Origin of the sequence: Bradyrhizobium sp. STM 3562 (assembly GCF_045571435.1) — a bacterium.
Lineage (GTDB): Bacteria > Pseudomonadota > Alphaproteobacteria > Rhizobiales > Xanthobacteraceae > Bradyrhizobium.
Map to the genome: position 1 here is coordinate 558,270 of NZ_CP120694.1, position 17,710 is coordinate 575,979.

Consider the following 17,710-nt stretch of genomic DNA (forward strand, 5'->3'; position numbering starts at 1 on the left):
AAGCATCTCACGGGATTGGCGCCATGACAAACGAGAAGCGGTGGGCGGGATTTAGGAACCGGGCCCAACCAGCACGGCATGGACGACATAGCGTTCCGGCCCTGGCGTCAGCGCCCCAAACGGCCAGCAGGTCGACAGCACAAGCTCATATCCGTCGCGCAGCGGATCGATCCCCGACGCATCGAACCGGACCACAGACGCGCCGTCGACCCGATAGCGGAACCGCTTGCCATTGCTGCGGGCGACGTCGATTTGATCGCCAATGACGACGTCCTGCAGAAAGCGGAAATGGGTGTCGCGATGCGCGGAATAGACGGCAACGCCGCGCTCGCCGGCTTCAGGCGTCAGCTCGACATGTCCCGGGCCGAATGCAAGCGCCTGGCCGCTGGAGCCCGCGAGCGCGATGCTGCTGACATGCAGCCGCTTCACCTCGATGCGCGCCACCGGCCAGGTATCCGCCCATGACCACGGTTTGGTTGGCTGTCCGGTGGAGATGGTCCTTGCAAAAGCGCGCTCCAGCAGAAGCTGCGCAAGCCACGCCTTTGCATGGATAGAGGCGCCCTGACCGAACAAGAGGATGCCGACGAGGGTGATGAGGAGGGCGAGGCGGGGCAATCCACCTCCTGGTCGTCCTGGCGAAAGCCGGGATCCATAACCACGGGATTGCGTTTTTGCGAAGGTCGTCGGCCACTGTGCCATAATTGATAGCTTCCGCGGTATGGGTTCCGGCTTTCGCCGGGACGACAGGAAAAGCAGCGCGCGCGGCCTGGTGGGACGGGTAGCCGCGCGCGCCTCGAGAGCGGAGCTTGGGGTCTTTCGCTCTCGATCACGGCGTCAACGCGCAAACCGTTGACGCCGGTTGACCGCCAAGAGGATCAGGCCGAGCGCGAGCAGGATGCTGCCCGCCATCATCTTCGCTTCCGCATCGGTCGCCGTCTTCGGCAAGGTGATGGTGCTCGGCGCGGGCACGACCGCTGGCCGTTTGAGCAGTGCAAGCTGCGTCTTCGCGGCCTCGGCATCGGCGCGACGCTCGGTCGGCTGCACTGGCAGACGTGCGCGCTCGCCGAACACCTTCTCGAAATCCCAGCCCGCGGGAAGGTTGAGCGGCAGCTCCGTCAGTTTCAGCGGCTCGCCCACAGGGCGGCTCGGCGTCTTGTCGATCGCAACCAGGCTGGTGAGCCGGGAGACCAGCCGATGCTCCAGCGCGAGCGCCAGGATGGCCTTGTCGGCTTCCTCGGGCGACATCTGCCGCATGGTGCGCGCGACTTCGGCATCGCTGATCTTGCGGCGTGCCCAGAGCTTCGAAATGCCTTTGCCTTCGGCGGCATTCGCAAGCGGCAGCGTCACCATCCACGGCCGGTCGCCGATCCGGCCCTTGATCTCGATCGACCCCGCGAGCCTGTCGAGCTTCGCCGCCAGCACCAGTGGCTCGTCGCGATAGAGGTCCGGAAGGGCCGCGGGCGTGATGTCGGCCGCCGCATTCGAAAATGTCGCGGCGAGGCCGGTGACGACGGGATTTTCCAGCTTGGCGAACAGACCGCGCATCCGCTCCTCGACCTGATCGACCGAGCCGATATGGGTGAAGGCACCGCGGCCGAGTTCGGCGGCGCGCGTCATCAGGAACGTGTTCGGCGCCGAGCCGATGCCGACCATGAACACCCGCGAGCGGCCCCGCATGGCGGCGATGGTGTCGAACAATTGCTGCTCATTGCCGATCGCGCCGTCGGTCAGGAACACGACCTGACGGACATCATCGCCATCGAGCCCAGCATTGTCGGTCAGTGCCGCGCGCATCGCCGGCACCATTTCGGTGCCGCCGCGTGCCTGCAAGCCGTTGACGAACGACAAGGCGGTGTCGAGGTGCCGGTTGTCGGCTGGTACGGAAGAGGGGAACAGCACATCCATGGTGTCGTCGAAGCGGATCACGTTGAAGCGGTCATTGGGACGTAGCCGGCCGAGCGCGTAAACGAGGCTGGCTTTGGCCTGAACGATGGAGGTGCCGCCCATCGAGCCGGAATTGTCGATCACGAAGATCACCTCGCGGGCGAGCTGCTTCTGCTCGACTTGCGCAGCGGACGGCGGCGTCACGAAGGCCAGGAGATAGTCGGCACTGCCGACATGCTCGCGAAACAGCCCGACCGACGGCGCCTGTTCGGCGGCCGCTTTCCAGGTCAATTCGAAATCGCGATCGGCAGGCACCGGGCCGTTGGCGAGGTGGATAACCCGCGTCGTCTCGTCAGGACTCTCGATCTGAACCTGATGGTGATGGCTCTTCACCTCGCCCAAGGGAAAGCCGGCTTGCAGACGCACGGTGATGCTGGTCGGGTTGGCCGGCGCGTTCTCTTCAGGATCCGCTACCTGCGGCGAGATGCGGTCACGGTCAGGAACGGGATCGGATTTTGTCGCGCCCCAGCCGCTGCCGTCCGCGCGCAGGTCGGCGGTTTGCACCACCGGCGCCGGATTGTAGCGCGGCGCGACGACCAGAGGCACGCGCAGCGAGAACTCGTTGCCGGATTGATGCACCGGCTCCTGATATTCGATCTGCACCAGCACGGTCTGGCCGGGGCCGATATTGGCGAGCGAATTGGTGAAGATGTTCGGCCGCTCCTGCTCGGTCAGCGCGGCCTTCTGGCCGTTTTGCTTGGCCTGCTCATAGATGACGCGGGCCTGCTGCCGCTCCTTGATGTCGCCGACGATCACGCGGTCGCCGACCACCATCTTGAGCGTATCCACGGCGCCGCCATCCGGCAGGGGATAGACGTAGGTCGCCTCCACCCATTGTTGCGTCGGATTACGGAAGAGCTGGGTGACACGGGCGCGGATGGTCGGCCCGGACACCGTGATATCGACATCGATGCCAAGCCGCGTCGCGTCGGCATAGCCATCGTCGTTCTTCAGCAGCAGCGAGCCGGCGCGGGCATCGCTTGGCTTGATGAATGCCGCGGGCTGGGCCTCGGCCGACCAGACCGGCTCGAAACTGACCGCGAGCGCCACCGATCCGATCAGCAGGGTGGCCACGAGCTGCGCCAGCAGGAACAGCAGGATTGTGACTATTCTCGACAGGATTGAATGGCTATCGGTCTCGATCTCATTGCAGGTGATCATCTGGATTGCTCCCGAAATTGCTCTTCCGGTCGGGATTTCTGCGGAATGGCTTGCCTTGGCGCGAGCAGAATGATCGGCAATGTTCGGCCGCCGCCCGTCCGGTCGCGCCGCCTCGGAGGCGGTCTTGTCCGGTTTTGTGCCGAATTGTGCGTCTGCTAGAATTGGAAGGAATCGGACAGGGGTTATGATGTCGGAGCCGGACAACCAGCTTTCCGCCGAGCAGAGCCGGCAGATCGCAGAACTCATTCGCGAGGAGATCGCGCGGCGGCGGATGTCGCGGCAGGCGCTGGCCGAGCAGGCGAAGCTCAGCCTGTCGACGCTGGAGAAAGCGCTGGGCGGGCGGCGTCCGTTCACGCTGGCAACGACGGTGCGGCTGGAGCAGGCGCTCGGCGTCGCCTTGCGCAAGGCGCCGGACAGCGCACCGGTCGCGCCGCTCGTCAACGGCGATATCGCGCCCGATAGCCTTGGCGCCTATTCGCGCCGGGCGGTGGCCTGGCTTGAGGGCACCTACATCACTCTTCGACCCTCCTTTGGCGACAAGGAGGCGATCTATGCCTATCGCACCGAGATCGCCTGGGACGCCAAGGCGACGTCGCTGATCTTTCGCGAAGGTGAAAGGCAGGATGCAGCCTATACCCAATGGGGCGAGGTGGCGGTGCCGAACCAGTCCGGCTTCATCTATCTCGTCACCAACCGCAACGGGCAGCACCGCCTGATCACGGTGTCGCGGCCGACCATCTCCGGTGAGATGTACGGCATCATCACGACCCTGCTGGCCGGGCGCGGCTCGCTGCTGACACCGATCGCCGCGCCCATTGCGTTCCTGCCGATCAAGAACGTCGCGAACCCGAGCGTGGGGCGGATTTCGTCAAGCGATGCGAACTACGCGCTTTATCGCCAGCATCTGCGGCGCACGACGGAAGAGCCGTTCGCGTTGTTTCTGCCGGGGTAGCGCCTAGCCTCCACAAGCACACTGTCGTCCCGGCGAAAGCCGGGACCCATACCGCGGAATCTTTCCGGAGGCCCACTTGGTCGACGATCATCGCGACAACGCAAGCCTGTGGTTATGGGTCCCGGCTCTGCGGCCGGGACGACAGCAGAGTTTGTCTACCGTCCCGTCTCGGCGCTGATGACGTCGCCGAACAGGTCCCATTTGCCGTTGGTGAAGCGCATCATCTTGAGCTGCTCGATCGGCGCGAAGTCGGTCGGGCTGGTGTTGACCTTGATGCCGGGGATCAGGGTCTCAGCCGCGAAGTCCTTCAGGCTCGCCGCCTGCTTCATCACGTTCTCGCGCGTCAGCTCGTCGCCGCACTGCTTTAACACCTGCACCATCGTCTGCGCCGCGGCATAGCCGTAGGCCAGATTGAGGTCGGCGAGATTGGCGCCCGGCATGTATTTCTCGGCAAAGGCCATGAACTTTTTCATGCCTTCATCGTCCTTCCATTGCGGGTCGGACGCATCCTTCAGATAACCCGCCGACAACACGCCTTCCGACGCCTCCAGTCCGGCGGGCTTCATCACGGCACCAATGGAGATGGAAACGTCGGTCAAGAGATGCATCGGCTTCCACTGCAGTTCGGCCGCTTTCTTGATCGCCTGGGCCGCGAACTTCGGCGTGGTGATGTCGACGAGGACGTCGGCGCCTGTGCCCTTCAGTTTCACGATGTGGGAATCGATCGAAGGCTCGGTCGTCTCATAGCTCTCTTCGGCGATGATCAGGGTCGATGCCTTCTCGCCCAGGACGTCCTTCAGCCCCGCGAGATAGTCCTTGCCGAAATCGTCGTTCTGGTAGAACACCGCGATCTTGGCATCGGGCTTCTCCTTCAGAATATATTTGGCGAAGATCCGCGCCTCGGCCCGGTAGCTCGGTTGGAAGCCCATGGTCCAGGGAAAGTTTTTCGGCTCATCCCATTTGCTGGCGCCGGTGGCGACGAAGAGCTGCGGCACCTTCTTGGTGTTCTGATATTTCTGCACGGCCGTCTGGGTCGGCGTGCCCAGCGCGTTGAACACCAGGAACACCTCGTCGCTTTCGATCAGCTTGCGCACCTGCTCCACGGTTTTCGGCGGGCTGTAGCCGTCGTCATAGGAGATGAAGTTGATCTTGCGGCCGTTCACGCCGCCATTGTCGTTCACCATCTTGAAATAGGCGTCTTCGGTCTTGCCGATGATGCCATAGGCGGAAGCCGGTCCACTATAGGCCTCGACATTGCCGATCCTGATTTCGGCGTCGGTGACGCCGGTGTCGTATTTCTTTTGCGCGAAGGCGCTTGGGATAGCGAGCAGTGTGAAGGTGGCTGCTGCGACAAGTAACGGCAATCTCTTGTTGTTCATCGAGCGTTCCCTAGACTTTCTTGGCTGTTGAAGATTGATAGGCAGGGTTCGAAAACCGGCGGTCTTGCACCGCCTTGTGACGCAGCTTGCCGAACCTGGGCGCAGCGCGCCAGCAGGACCTTTGGCGTGGTGCCATAGGCGCGCAGGTTGGGGAGGCTTTGCGGTAACCTGTCTTGCGTTGACCTGGCTGAGCGGTTCGTGCCGTTGGATCATTCCGCAGCACGGAATAGACTGGGCTGAGGTGATGCGAAGCATCGCAATCGGGTCTGAGTTACAAGCAATCGGGAATAGTGAGGAAGCAACAGGAAGATCCAATGATCACCCTTTATCACTGCGACGGCGCGCGCTCGTTCCGCCCGCTCTGGATGCTGGAAGAGATGGGTCTTGCGTATGAGCTGAAAATGCTGCCGTTTCCGCCGCGGGTGCTGGCGAAAGTTATCTCGCGCTCAATCCGCTCGGCACCATTCCGCTGATGATCGACGGCGACCTCAAGATGACGGAGTCCTCCGGCATCTGCCACTATCTCGGCACCAAATATGGGCCGACGCCCTTGATCGTCGGCGTCGACGACCCGGCCTATGGGACGTTCTTGAACTGGATGTATTTCAGTGACGCCACGCTGACCTTTCCGCAGACGCTGGTGCTGCGCTACAGCCGGCTCGAACCGGAGGAGCGGCGCAGTCCGCAGGTCGCGACTGACTACGCCAAGTGGTTCCTGGGTCGGCTGCGTGCCGTTGAGGCTGCGACCGCGAACGCGGAGACACTGTGCGCCGGCCGCTTCACCGCCGCCGATATCGTGATCGGCTATGCTCTGCGGCTCGCCGACAGCATCGGTCTGTCAGGGGATTTCGGGCCGAATGTCGCGGCCTATTGGGCGAGGCTGCAGCAGCGCGACAGCTACGAGCGAGCCCGCGAGGCTGAACGCCGGGCCGGGGTAGAGCAGAATGTCGCGCCGCGTTTGCGGCTGTGATGTATAGCCCCGTCATTCCGCCATGGCGCGTCAGCGCCGGACCCGGAATCTTGCGCCACAACGTCCAGATTCCCGGTTCGATGCTTGCGCATCGCCCGGGAAGGACGTCGTGTGGTTAATCTATCGGCCGGTGACATCGCCCGAATTTGCGTTATCTTGCTGGCAACCGCAACGGCCGCAAAGAGCCGCGCGAGGAGGAGCTGCTGATGGACGAGAAGGGCCACGCATCCGGTCATTTGATGCTGATCACTCCCGAGCGCGTGTTCTATGCCGGCCTTTTGGGTCGGCCCCGGGCGCGCTGTTCCGGCGCATTCCACGTCTATGTTGCGATAGAGGGCGGGCTGCGGCTGTCGACCGCGGAAGGCCGCGAGGCCCACGGCGAATTGCTGGCGGTTATGCCGAATGTCCGTCACACGGTCAGCAGCGACCACCGTTCCGTAATTTCCGTGACCGTCGAGCCGGAAAGCGTCCGTCCTGGCTCCCTCGACGAACTGACGGCGCGCCTGTTGGGCGAAAAGCGCGAGCTTTTCATCGGCCGCATTCGCGCGGCCTATGACGAACTGCACAGCCGCACCTGCCGTGAGGATATCACGAGCACCGCCTTCGATCGCATGTGCTTTGGCGAAGCCTTGCCACGCCGCATGATCGATCCGCGCGTCGCCGGGGCGATGGCTCAAATGGTCCGGTTCTCGGGCGAGCCGGTCACGGCAGCGAGATGCGCGAGCGAAGCCGGTCTCTCGACCTCGCGTTTCCTGCATCTGTTCAAGGAGCAGACCGGCATCTCCTTCCGCTCCTTCCGCGCCTGGAAACGCGCGCGGCATCTGCTGCACTTCGCCAACCAGGATCTCAATCTCGCGCATCTGGCGCAGGACATCGGCTATCCGGATTCGACGCATTTCAGCCATTCGATCCGCCGCTTCTACGGCTTGAAGCCGCGCGCGATCTTCCGGGGCTCGCGGGATCTTGCGATCTATCGCAGCGGCCGCGTCGAAGCTGTCGACAGCGCACGGACGCAAGAAGCCAATTTGCCGGCTATGCCGTGATCGGATGCGGCATCGACGTGGAAGCCGAGAACCCGGATTTGTAGGGTGGGCAAAGGCGCGTTACGCGCCGTGCCCACCAAGCCTCGGCATCACAGTGGTGGGCACGCTTGCGCTTTGCCCACCCTACGGCAGCGCGAGCGCCCGCCCCGTACCCTCATTCAGCAAGCACGCCACCTGATGTCCCGGTGATGCATCGCGCAAGGCCGGGCGCTCGACCTTGCAGCGCTCCATCGCGTAGCGGCAGCGGGTGTGGAAGGCGCAGCCTGGAGGTGGATTGACCGGGCTTGGCACGTCGCCGTCGACCAATGGCGTCAGCCGCTTCATCTTGGGATTGGCAAGCGGCACTGAGGCCAGCAGCCCCTGGGTGTAGGGATGACGGGGATTTTGGAACAGCTCGGCCTTGTCGGCGATCTCGACGATGCGGCCGAGATACATCACCGCCACGCGGTGGCTGATGTGCGAGACGACCGCGAGATCATGCGCAATAAAGAGGTACGAGAAGCCGTGGTCGCGCTGCAGGTCGATCAAGAGGTTGATCACCTGTGCCTGGATCGAGACGTCGAGCGCGGAGACGGGCTCGTCGCAGACGATCAGCCGCGGCTGCAGCGCAAGCGCGCGCGCGATGCAGATGCGCTGGCGCTGGCCGCCGGAAAATTGGTGCGGATAGTTTCGCATCTGGTCGGGCCTCAAGCCCACCTGCTGAAACAGTTTCGCCACGCGCTCCTGTTTTTCCTTGCCCGTCGCCAGGCCATGCACCTGCAATGGCTCGCCGACGATGTCGCCCGCGGTCATGCGCGGGTTGAGCGAGGCGAACGGGTCCTGAAACACGATCTGCATCGAGCGCCGGAACGGGCGCAGCGCGGCCTTGCTGAGAGCGCTGATATCGGTCCCGTCGATGCGGATCTGACCGCTGGTCGGCTCGACCAGGCGCAGCACGCTGCGCGCGACCGTCGATTTGCCGCAGCCGGACTCGCCGACCAGTCCCAGCGTCTCGCCGCGCGCGAGCGAGAAGCTGACGCCATCGACCGCATGCACCGTGCCGACGGCGCGGCGCAGCACGCCGGCGCGCACCGGGTAATGTTTGATGAGGTCGGAGACCTCGAGCAGCGGGCGCTGATCGCTCATGATGCCACCGCCATTTCCCCGGCGCGCCAGCAGGCCGCCCAATGGTGGCCGCCGAAATTCTCCAGCGGCGGGTACTCGCCGCGGCAACGCTCGATCGCCAGCGGACAGCGCGGCGCAAAGGCGCAGCCCGGCGGCAAGCGCACCAGCGACGGCACCGTGCCGGGGATTTCCGCAAGCCGCGCCGCCGGCTTGGCCCCTGGCATCGGCAGTGCCGGGATCGAAGCCATCAGGCCACGCGTATAGGGATGCCGCGGATTGGCGAACAGGGTGTCGACATCGGCCTCCTCGACCTTCTTGCCGGCATACATCACGATCACGCGCTGCGCGGTCTGCGCCACCACGCCGAGGTCATGCGTGATCAGGATCAGCCCCATGCCGAGTTCTCGTTGCAGATCGAGAATGAGCGCCAGAATCTGGGCCTGAATGGTGACGTCGAGGGCGGTGGTCGGCTCGTCGGCGATCAGGAGCGCCGGGCGGCAAGCCAGCGCCATGGCGATCATGGCGCGCTGGCGCATGCCGCCGGAGAGCTGGTGCGGATATTCCTGCGCGCGCCGCGCGGGTTCGGGAATGCGGACCAGGCGCAACATCTCGACGGCCTGCTCCCAGGCGGCTTTGGCGGTCATGCTCCGGTGCAGCCGCACCGCTTCGGTGATCTGGTCGCCGATCCGCATCACCGGGTTGAGCGAGGTCATCGGCTCCTGAAAGATCATGGAGATGCGGTTGCCCCTGATATCCCGCATCTCGGCCTCGTCCAGCGCCAGCAGGTCGGTGCCTTCGAGCAGCACTTCGCCGCCGACGATCCGGCCGGGCGGGTTGGGCACCAGTCGCATGATCGACAGTGCGCTGACGCTCTTGCCGCAGCCGGATTCGCCAACGATCGCCAGCGTCTCGCCGCGCCGGACGCTGAAGGAGACATGATCGACGGCCTGGAACAGGCCAGAATTGGTGAAGAACACCGTTTGCAGGTTCTTCACGTCTAACACAATGTCGTGCGTCGCTTTGCTCATCAGCCGCGCTGCCTCGGATCGAGAATGTCGCGTAGCGCATCGCCGAACAGATTGGTGCTGAACACGGCAAGGCTGATCGCGATGCCCGGGAAGATCACGAGCCACGGCGCGACGCGCACATATTCGGCCGCGGATTCCGAGAGCATGCGGCCCCAGGATGGATACGGCTCGGGAATACCGAGGCCGAGGAAGGAGAGCGAGGCCTCGGTCAAGATGGTCGAGCCGAGCTGGGCGGTCGCGAGCACGATCAGCGGCGCCAGCGTGTTGGGCAGCACGTGGCGCAACGCAATCCGCATCTCGCTCATGCCGATCGATTTTGCGGCTTCCACAAAGGGCTGCTCGCGCAGCGCCAGCGTGTTGGCGCGGATCACGCGGGCGACGATCGGCACCAGCGGGATCGCGATTGCGATAATGACGTTGGGCAGCGAAGGTCCGAGCGCCGCCGTCATCACCAGCGCCAGCACCAGCAGCGGCAGCGCCTGCAAGATGTCGGTCACGCGCTGGAACACCAGGTCGACCGAGCCCGAGAGATAACCCGAAGCAAGCCCGATGATCACGCCAAAGGTTGCGCCGAGCGCGGTCGAGCCGAGGCCGACCGCAAGCGAAATGCGCGAGCCGTGAATGATGCGGCTCCAGACGTCGCGGCCGAAGGAATCGGTGCCCATCCAGTGCTGCCAGCTCGGGCGCGCCAGCGCATGCGCGGCATCCACCGTGAGCGGATCATAGCGGCCGATCAGGTCGGCAAAGAGTGCGGTCAGCACGAACAGCGCCATGATCGCGAGGCCGACCGCGCCGAGCAAATGGCGCCGTGCCAGAAAGGCGAGCTTGCCCCAGCTCCCGGTCACGCGTGCGCCGGCGCGTCGGAGTTCGCTTTCGAAGTCGATCGCAGCCAAGCAAAACTCCTAGGTTAGGATGAGATCAGGTTGAACTGGCGTGCTCGATTCACCTCTGCCCACTGGGGAGAGGTGGACCGAGTTCGCGAACGGTCTGATCTGGCCGAATTCATCCCTTCAGTCCGAATAGCGGATGCGCGGGTCGAACACGGCGTAGAGCATGTCGACCGTGAAGTTTGCCAACACGACCACGACGGCGATGAACATCACGAGATTCTGCACGATCGGATAGTCGCGCCAGCGGATCGCCTCGACCAGGAAGCGGGCGACGCCGGGAATGTTGAACACCGTCTCGGTGACGATGAGCCCGCCGATCAGGAATGCCGCCTCGATGCCGACCACGGTGATCACGGGCAGGATCGCATTCTTCAACGCATGATGGAAATTGACGGAAGCATCGGAGGCACCCTTGGCGCGCGCGGTGCGGATATAGTCCTGCCGCAACACCTCCAGCATCGAGGAACGGGTGATGCGCATGGTCAGGGCCGAACTGCGGAAGCCGACGGCCATGGCCGGGATGCAATAGGTCGCGAACAGCTCACCCCAGGTCTTGGGGTTGGGGTTGAAGATCGGGATGTCGCCGAACATTGCGACCGATGCGGTGAGGATCAGGAGCCCTAGCCAGAACGAGGGCAGCGACAATCCGCTCAGGCTGACCACGCGCAAGACGTAGTCGAGCCGCGACCCCTGCTTCACCGCGCTGATCACACCGAGCGGAATGCCGACGGACGCCGAAAACAACAGCGCCATCCCTGCGAGGCGCGCGGTGATCGGAATCCGTGGCAGGATTTCGTCCAGCGCGGGCTTTTCGGAGACGTAGGAATAGCCGAGGTCGCCATGCAGCAGCCCGCCGATCCAGTGCAGATATTGCAGGATCAACGGCTGGTCGACGCCGAGCTGACGCTCCAGCTCGACCTTGTCGGAGGGATCGACATAGCCGGCCGCGGCGAACAGGATGTCCACGATGTTGCCGGGAACGATCCGCAGCAGGAAGAAGATGACGATCGATATCCCGAGCAGGGTCACGAGCATCAACGCAAGGCGTCGCACGATGTAAGCGAACAATTGGGCCTACTCCTGTTGACCGATGGCGGCGGCGGGGAGGGTGGCTTCCTGTTTCAAATCAGCTCCGATCTTGATCCGTCATCCTGAGGAGGCCGCGAAGCGGTCGTCTCGAAGGGCGACGGCCCGGCTGCTGCAGCGGGGCCGTGCATCCTTCGAGGCTCGCTTCGCTCGCACCTCAGGATGACTGCGATGGCGCGCGCGTTGCGGCAATCGGCTCGTCATGCTCTGTGCCTTTGCCTGCCGCCGCTCACTTATCCAGCCACACGTCCTCGTAGCGGTAGCCGTTGTAGGAACTGTTCACCATCACGGTGACGCCCTTGACATAAGGCTGCCAGCAGGTGCCGGTGCGGGCGTAAAAGATGATCGGCCGTGCCACGTCCTCCTGCAGCTTCTTGTCGATCTCCCAGACCAGCTTCTTGCGCTTGTTGATGTCGGTCTCCTGCGACTGCACGTCGAACAGCTTCTCGATATCCTTGTTGCAGTAATTGGTGTAGTTGCGCTCGGAGCCGCAGGAATAGTTTTCGTAGAAGGACTGGTCGGGATCGTCGACGGCGTTGCCGGTGAGGTTCAGTCCCAGCGCGTAATCCTTGCGCGCGATCTTCGGGAACCAGTTGGCGGTCTCGACCACGTCGAGTTCGCCGTCGATGTAGATGCTCTTGAGCTGGTCGATCAGGATCACCGCAGGATCGCGATAGACCGGAATGTTGCGGGTGGAAACCCTGACCGCGAGATGCTTGTCCGGGCCGTAGCCGGCCTTCTGCATCAGCTTGCGCGCCTCTTCGCGGTTGGCGTTGATGTCGGGCCCGTAGCCCGGGATCTGCTCCATCATGTCCTTCGGCATCGACCACAGGCCGGCCGGGGCCGGCAGCATGGAACCGCCGACGTCGCCCTGGCCCTCGAACAGGATGTCGATGAACGCCTTGCGGTCCAGCGCCAGCGCCAGCGCGCGGCGAATATCGGGATTATCGAAGGGCGGGCTGGTCGAGTTGACGATGATGTTGGTCGAGACGTTGTTGGGCTCGACCTTGCAGACCGCGTTCGGCGCCTGCGACTTGACGTCCTTGAGCAGCGGGATCGATACCTCCGTCGGGAAGGTCATGTCGAATTTGCCGGCAACGAAGGCGAGGATCGCGGTCGAGCGGTTGGGGATGATGGTGAACTCGATGCCGTCGAGATGCGGCAGGCCCTTCTTCCAATAATCCGGGTTGCGCGTCAGCTTGATCGACTCATTGGCTTTGAATTCGACGAATTTGAACGGCCCGGTGCCGATCGGGTGCGTGCGCATTTCCGCCGGCGATACATGGCAGGGATAGATCGGCGTGTAGCCGGAGGCGAGCAACGCCAGCAACGAGGGTTGCGGCCGTTTGAGGTGGAAGGAGGCCTCATAGTCGCCGTTGGTGGTGACATCGTTGACCTGCTCGTACCAGGCCTTGCGCGGGTTCTGACGGAATTTCTGCGGCGACTTGCCCATCAGCATGTCGAAGGTGCATTTGACGTCGGCCGAGGTGAAGGGCTTGCCGTCATGCCATTTGACGCCCTGCCGCAATTTGAAGGTGAGCGTCTTGTTGTCCGCGCTCCATGCCCAGCTTTCGGCGAGGTCAGGAACGATGGAGTCCATGCTGTTCTGCGGTACGTCCTGCTTGTAGATGACGAGATTGTTGAAGACCGGCATGAACGGGACGTTGACCGAATAGGTCGCGCCCTCATGGATGGAGGCGCTGCCGGGGCTGTCGCGATGGTAGATCCGCAGGATACCGCCTTGCTTCGGCTCCTGCGCATGCACGCCTGCCGTCATCGCCAACAAGGACAAAGCCGCCGTGACGGCCAGCGTGCAGACGCTCCGCATGCATTCCTCCCTGAACTCTCAGCCTTTTTGGCAGGCCGATGAGGCCGCGACGATAGCCAGCGCCGCCTGCATAGGCAACCGGGTGAGGCGTGAGGTCACATCGGCAATTTGGATGAATGCAGATGCGTCCAGGTCACACTGAGCCAACGTGCATTGGTCCCGCCGGACGCGTAATCGTCTTCCACGATGTGCAATGCGATTATCCCGCAGTGCATCGTGCAGCGACATCACCCGCGCTCATGGCGGTGTCATTTTCTTTATGCGTTCTTTTTGATAGGTGCCGGGTTCCCCGGAGCCCTATCGGCTACGCCCCGGCCGCTTCCATCTCCGACATCAGGCCGCACGCTTTTGCTGAGGCATCGAGGCAAGCAGCGTGCGCAATGCGAGCACCGAGGGGGAAATCTCGCCGCGGCGCCAGACCAACGGCGTCGTGATCTGGGCCTGCGCTTTGGGGATCGCATGCCGCTGCACCTTGGCCTGCGGGATGACGTCAAGCACCGATTCCGGCATCAGCGCGATGCCGGCGCCGGCCGTCACGCAGGCGATGATGGCATGATAGGATGACAATTCCAGCACGCGGAAGGTCACAAGACTGTCACGACCGAGCCAGCGTTGCAGCACGCGCCGGTAGGCGCAACCTTCCGGAAACGCGATCAGGGAGGCCCCCTCGACGTCGCTTGCGCGCCTGATCGGCGGGTGATCCAGGCTGGAAATCAGCGTCAGCCGCTCGGCAAAGACCGGAAGATGTTCGAACGCCTTCGTCGGCGGGGATTCCGCGATGAAGGCCGCATCGAGCTGCCGCTCCGCGAGCTGCTTCAACAGGGCATCATTCGTGCCGGTGATGAGCTCGAGCCGCACGTCCTTGTAGCGGGCGTGAAAGCCGGCAAGGATCGGCGGCAGCCGGCTTGCCGTCGTGCTTTCCAGCGCGCCCAGCCTGAGCACGCCGCGCGGCTTCGTTCCGGAGACGACGTCGCGCGCCTCATCCGAGAGGCGGATCAGCCGGTCGGCATAGTCCAGCAGCAACTCGCCGGCGGGCGAGAGGTGCAGCCGCTGCTTGTCGCGATGAAACAGCTTCACGCCCATGGACGCCTCGAGCTGCTTGATCCGCGTGGTGACGGCGGAGGGTACGCGGTGCAGCTTGCTGGCAGCCCGGATCACGCCGCCCTCCTCGACGACGCTCTTGAACACTTGCAGGTCGGCGAAGTTCATCACGGCTCCATATTCTATTTTCACAAACAAGTTTGGTTAGAATTTTCAATATCATAGAATATATGCGTGCGCTAATCGAGGGGCATGACTGGAAAAAAGCTCGAGCCTTCCGCCGCGGCCGCCGCCCTGATCGGGCTCGTGGCGCTGGCCAGCGCCATGGGCATCGGGCGCTTCTCGCTGACGCCGATTCTGCCCCTGATGCAGCAGGACGCGGGGCTGACGCTGACCGCGGGCGGTTGGCTCGCCACGGGCAATTATGTCGGCTATCTCATCGGTGCGCTCATTTGCATTGTGCTGACGCCCGCACCCGCCTTCGCCATCCGTTGGGGTCTCTTGTGCGTCGGCCTGTTCACGCTCGCGATGGGGCTTTGCGACTCCGAGCCGGTGTGGCTTGCCTTGCGATTTCTGGCCGGTATCGCCAGCGCCTTCGTGCTGGTCGGCACGTCCGCCTGGGCGATGCCGATTCTCGCGCGCCACCGCCGGGAGGAATGGTCCGGTCACGTTTTCTCCGGCGTCGGGATCGGCATCGCCTTTGCCGGCCTGTTCGGTCTCGCGGCCGGCCTCGATGCGTGGGGCTCGCGCGCGACCTGGATCGCGCTCGGCGTGGTCGCGCTTGTGCTCGCGGGCCTGCTGTGGCGGAAGCTTGGTGCCGATATTGCGGCTCTATCGCGCCCCGCTGCAGAGCAACGTCCGGCGCTGCCGCGTCGGGCGCTTGTTGCCGCGGCCTGCTACGCCACCTTCGGCTTCGGCTACATCATCCCGGCGACGTTCCTGCCGGCCTTGGCGCGCGGTTATGTCGATGATCCCGCGATGTTTGGCTTGATCTGGCCGGTGTTCGGTCTGGCCGCCGCGGTTTCGACGATCGTCAGTGCCTGGCTGTTTCGTGGGCTCGCGCCGCGACAATTATGGGTCCGGGCGAAATGGGTGCTCGCCGCCGGCGTGCTGGCGCCCGCGCTGTGGCTGAACCTCTCGACCCTTTTGATCTCGGCCGTCTGCGTCGGCGGCACGTTTGTCGTCATAACCATGGCCGGCATCAAGGAAGCCTTGCGGCTTGGCGGCGCACCGGCCTCGCTTGCGGTCGGCGTCATGACCGCGGCGTTCGGCGCCGGCCAGATCGCGGGTCCTTTGACGGTGAGCCTGTTCGGCCGATCGGATCATGCCTTTGCCTGGGCCAGCGTGATCGCGGCGGCCATGCTGATCCTGGGAAATGTCGGGCTGTTGTTCCTTGGCCGGCCGAGCGGTGACGCGAAGGCGTGAGCCGCGGATGTCATTCCGGGGCGTTCGCATCGCGAGCGAACCCGGAATCTAGAGGTTGTGGCGCGAGATTCCGGGTTCCGCCCTGTCGGGCGGCCCCGGAATGACGGCGTCCTCGCTCACACGATCCGCGAGCTCTTGTTGCCCCAATAGCGGTCTCGCAGCAGCCTCTTGTAGAGTTTCCCGGTCGGCAGCCGCGGCAGCTCCTTCTCGAAATCGATCGAGCGCGGCACCTTCTGCCGCGCCAGCGACTGCTTGCAGAAGGCGATCAACTCTTCCTCGAGCTCGGCACAGGCGTTTATGCCCGGCATCGGCTGCACCACCGCCTTCACTTCCTCGCCGAGATCGGCATTGGGCACGCCGAACACCGCGGCGTCCGCGATCTTGGGATGAGTGATGAGCAAATTCTCGCATTCCTGCGGATAGATGTTCACCCCGCCCGAGATGATCATGAAGGTGCGGCGGTCGGTGAGATAGAGATAGCCATCGGCATCGACATAGCCGACATCGCCGACCGTGCTCATGGCCCCGTCCGGCGAGCGCGCTTCCCTGGTCTTTTCAGGATCGTTGAAATATTCGAACGGCGAGGCCGTCTTGAACCATACCGTGCCTTCCGTTCCCGTCGGGCATTCCCGCATATTTTCATCGAGAATATGCAATTCGCCGAGCAGCACCTTGCCGACCGTGCCCTTGTGCTTGAGCCATTCCGCGCTGTTGCAGGCGGTGAAGCCGAGGCCTTCCGTTGCGCCATAATATTCCTGGATGATCGGCCCCCACCATCGGATCATCTCCTCCTTGACCTGCACCGGGCAGGGCGCCGCGGCATGGATTGCGATCTCCAGGGTTGAGGTGTCGTAGCGCCGGCGCACCTGCTCCGGCAGTTTCAGCATGCGGGAGAACATCGTCGGCACCAACTGGCTGTGCGTCACGCCCCACCGCTCGACGAGTTCGAGGTAACGCTCGGGATCGAAGCTCTCCATGATGATCGCGGTGCCACCTGCCCGGATGGTCAGGTTGACGGCAGCCTGCGGCGCGGAATGATAGAGCGGCGCCGGGGACAGATAGATCATGCCTTCGCGGTACTGCCAGAGTTTCTCCAGAAAATCGAACAGCGGCAACTGCCGCGCTGGCGGCTGCTCTGGCAGGGGGCGCAGAATGCCCTTCGGCCGCCCTGTCGTGCCAGAGGAGTAAAGCATCGCCGTGCCGACGCATTCATCAGGGATTGGCGTTGCGGGCAGCGTCGCCGTCGCGGCTTCAAGGCCCACGATGCGCGCGCTTTCGCCGGCGCCGTCGGCGACGATGCAGAGCTCGATCCTCGGGCATTGCTTGATGGCCTCGCGCGCGACGTCGAGCTTTGCCCGCGACGTGATGAGGATGCGCGATTGGCTGTTGTCCAGAATATAGGCGAGCTCGCCCGCCGTGAGGTACGAGTTCACGCAGGTGAAATAGAGCCCGGACCGCTCGCCCGCGCCGCAGGCCTCGATGTAGCGGCTGTTGTTCTCCATGAAGATCGCATAGTGATCGTGGCGCTTGAGCCCGTGCTGGCGAAACAGATGCGCGAGCCGGTTGGCGCGCGCTTCGAGCTCCCGATAGGTCACGGCCTCGCCGGTGGATGCCATGATGAAGGCCGGTTGCAGCGGCCGCAGACGCGCATGCTTGCCGGTGTACATTCGCCTCGTTCCCCCTTTGCGTTTGCTCCCACAGAGATTTTTGTGTCGCTTTATTGTTTGAAGAACAATCTAGCGGAGCGATGTGGCCGCGTCATGTGTGAAGACGCCGTCTTCCGGTCGCAGGATGCGGGGCCCGCCCTTGCTGACGGCGCGTCATTCCGGGAGACGATGAGGCGGTTCCATACGCGGCCC

General features: G+C 63.8%; 13 protein-coding genes and 1 pseudogene. 4 read left to right on the forward strand and 10 right to left on the reverse strand.

Annotation, left to right across the window (positions count from 1 at the left end; genetic code table 11):
* Positions 1-51 precede the first annotated feature (51 nt).
* Positions 52-615, reverse strand: coding sequence for a class GN sortase (locus tag P6U23_RS02585; RefSeq protein WP_407178046.1), 564 nt, complete (start codon positions 613-615; stop codon positions 52-54).
* Positions 616-834: 219 nt separating this feature from the next.
* Positions 835-3,105, reverse strand: a complete 2,271-nt coding sequence (locus tag P6U23_RS02590; RefSeq protein ID WP_407178047.1) for a marine proteobacterial sortase target protein — start codon at positions 3,103-3,105, stop codon at positions 835-837.
* Between the two features lie 187 nt (positions 3,106-3,292).
* On the opposite strand from P6U23_RS02590, the gene P6U23_RS02595 reads away from it, so the two are divergent.
* Entirely contained in the window at positions 3,293-4,057 is a 765-nt protein-coding gene (locus P6U23_RS02595; RefSeq protein WP_407181760.1) for a multiprotein-bridging factor 1 family protein, read from the forward strand.
* Positions 4,058-4,212: 155 nt separating this feature from the next.
* On the opposite strand, the gene P6U23_RS02600 is transcribed toward P6U23_RS02595, so the two are convergent.
* The gene (locus P6U23_RS02600; RefSeq protein WP_407178048.1) at positions 4,213-5,436 is read right to left on the reverse strand and encodes an ABC transporter substrate-binding protein; all 1,224 of its coding nucleotides are present in this window, start codon (positions 5,434-5,436) and stop codon (positions 4,213-4,215) included.
* 314 nt (positions 5,437-5,750) lie between these two features.
* On the opposite strand from P6U23_RS02600, the pseudogene P6U23_RS02605 reads away from it, so the two are divergent.
* Both P6U23_RS02605 and P6U23_RS02610 read left to right on the forward strand, forming a co-directional pair.
* Positions 5,751-6,406, forward strand: a pseudogene (locus P6U23_RS02605) (glutathione S-transferase family protein).
* Between the two features lie 206 nt (positions 6,407-6,612).
* Positions 6,613-7,449, forward strand: a complete 837-nt coding sequence (locus P6U23_RS02610; RefSeq protein ID WP_407178049.1) for a helix-turn-helix domain-containing protein — start codon at positions 6,613-6,615, stop codon at positions 7,447-7,449.
* A 123-nt stretch (positions 7,450-7,572) separates the two neighbouring features.
* Here the strand turns inward: P6U23_RS02610 and P6U23_RS02615 are convergent, their stop codons facing one another.
* From P6U23_RS02615 to P6U23_RS02640, 6 genes are all read right to left on the reverse strand, one after another.
* Positions 7,573-8,574 carry an ABC transporter ATP-binding protein gene (locus P6U23_RS02615; protein WP_407178050.1) on the reverse strand — a complete coding sequence of 334 codons (1,002 nt, stop codon included), beginning with the start codon at positions 8,572-8,574 and terminating at the stop codon, positions 7,573-7,575.
* Complete coding sequence (locus P6U23_RS02620) at positions 8,571-9,581, reverse strand: ABC transporter ATP-binding protein (RefSeq protein WP_407178051.1); 1,011 nt, start codon at positions 9,579-9,581, stop codon at positions 8,571-8,573. The genes P6U23_RS02615 and P6U23_RS02620 overlap by 4 nt, the downstream gene beginning before the upstream one ends.
* Positions 9,581-10,474, reverse strand: coding sequence for an ABC transporter permease (locus tag P6U23_RS02625; protein ID WP_407178052.1), 894 nt, complete (start codon positions 10,472-10,474; stop codon positions 9,581-9,583). Before P6U23_RS02625 ends, P6U23_RS02620 begins: the two co-directional genes overlap by 1 nt.
* A 117-nt stretch (positions 10,475-10,591) precedes the next feature.
* Positions 10,592-11,539 carry an ABC transporter permease gene (locus P6U23_RS02630; protein WP_407178053.1) on the reverse strand — a complete coding sequence of 316 codons (948 nt, stop codon included), beginning with the start codon at positions 11,537-11,539 and terminating at the stop codon, positions 10,592-10,594.
* A gap of 247 nt (positions 11,540-11,786) precedes the next feature.
* Entirely contained in the window at positions 11,787-13,385 is a 1,599-nt protein-coding gene (locus P6U23_RS02635) for an ABC transporter substrate-binding protein (RefSeq protein ID WP_407178054.1), read from the reverse strand.
* Positions 13,386-13,718: 333 nt separating this feature from the next.
* Positions 13,719-14,594 (reverse strand): LysR substrate-binding domain-containing protein, encoded by an 876-nt coding sequence (locus P6U23_RS02640; protein WP_407178055.1) that lies wholly within the window; start codon positions 14,592-14,594, stop codon positions 13,719-13,721.
* An 84-nt stretch (positions 14,595-14,678) separates the two neighbouring features.
* Between P6U23_RS02640 and P6U23_RS02645 the strand changes: the two genes are divergently transcribed.
* On the forward strand, positions 14,679-15,851 hold the full coding sequence (locus tag P6U23_RS02645) for a YbfB/YjiJ family MFS transporter (RefSeq protein WP_407178056.1): 1,173 nt from the start codon (positions 14,679-14,681) through the stop codon (positions 15,849-15,851).
* Between the two features lie 116 nt (positions 15,852-15,967).
* Here the strand turns inward: P6U23_RS02645 and P6U23_RS02650 are convergent, their stop codons facing one another.
* On the reverse strand, positions 15,968-17,518 hold the full coding sequence (locus P6U23_RS02650; protein WP_407178057.1) for an AMP-binding protein: 1,551 nt from the start codon (positions 17,516-17,518) through the stop codon (positions 15,968-15,970).
* Positions 17,519-17,710 lie beyond the last annotated feature (192 nt).

Bases quoted from the DNA above. Each gene is read 5' to 3' on its own strand.
- P6U23_RS02590 (WP_407178047.1), bottom strand. From the start codon at position 3,105: ATGATCACCTGCAATGAGATCGAGACCGATAGCCATTCAATCCTGTCG.
- P6U23_RS02595 (WP_407181760.1), top strand. From the start codon at position 3,293: ATGTCGGAGCCGGACAACCAGCTTTCCGCCGAGCAGAGCCGGCAGATC.
- P6U23_RS02600 (WP_407178048.1), bottom strand. From the start codon at position 5,436: ATGAACAACAAGAGATTGCCGTTACTTGTCGCAGCAGCCACCTTCACA.
- P6U23_RS02610 (WP_407178049.1), top strand. From the start codon at position 6,613: ATGGACGAGAAGGGCCACGCATCCGGTCATTTGATGCTGATCACTCCC.
- P6U23_RS02615 (WP_407178050.1), bottom strand. From the start codon at position 8,574: ATGAGCGATCAGCGCCCGCTGCTCGAGGTCTCCGACCTCATCAAACAT.
- P6U23_RS02620 (WP_407178051.1), bottom strand. From the start codon at position 9,581: ATGAGCAAAGCGACGCACGACATTGTGTTAGACGTGAAGAACCTGCAA.
- P6U23_RS02635 (WP_407178054.1), bottom strand. From the start codon at position 13,385: ATGCGGAGCGTCTGCACGCTGGCCGTCACGGCGGCTTTGTCCTTGTTG.
- P6U23_RS02640 (WP_407178055.1), bottom strand. From the start codon at position 14,594: ATGAACTTCGCCGACCTGCAAGTGTTCAAGAGCGTCGTCGAGGAGGGC.
- P6U23_RS02645 (WP_407178056.1), top strand. From the start codon at position 14,679: ATGACTGGAAAAAAGCTCGAGCCTTCCGCCGCGGCCGCCGCCCTGATC.
- P6U23_RS02650 (WP_407178057.1), bottom strand. From the start codon at position 17,518: ATGTACACCGGCAAGCATGCGCGTCTGCGGCCGCTGCAACCGGCCTTC.